This is a genomic window from Halalkalibacter lacteus, from assembly GCF_036663595.1.
In the GTDB taxonomy this organism is placed as follows: Bacteria; Bacillota; Bacilli; order Bacillales; family Bacillaceae_D; genus Halalkalibacter; species Halalkalibacter lacteus.
This window is the reverse complement of record NZ_JAWRVL010000495.1, coordinates 1-231: the sequence shown is the minus strand read 5'-3', so window position 1 is coordinate 231 and position 231 is coordinate 1. Positions and strand designations below refer to the sequence as shown.

The 231-nt window shown below is 55.4% G+C and carries 1 pseudogene; it reads right to left on the bottom strand.

Annotated features, from left to right (window positions below):
• Positions 1 to 26 precede the first annotated feature (26 nt).
• A pseudogene (locus SAZ04_RS23145) lies at positions 27 to 231 on the bottom strand (hypothetical protein); the annotation flags it as partial.

The following is a 231-nucleotide window of genomic DNA, read 5'->3' as shown; positions in this document are numbered from 1 at the left end:
CCCATCGCCAGCAATGATTTTTCTATTCAAACGCTCTCGGTCAAACCCGTCAGCGCTTCGCTAATGCTCCAGATTCGCCTTCCAACGGAACGGTCCAGGGCATGAGCGGCCGGTTTTTCCTCGATTGTCTGGTTGAAGAATTTCCCGCTCACTGCCGCCATTTCAGGCGCTGCGGCCAGATAGTAAATGGCACTCCCCGAAATCTCCGGGTCCTTCAGAAACCGCCAGAGC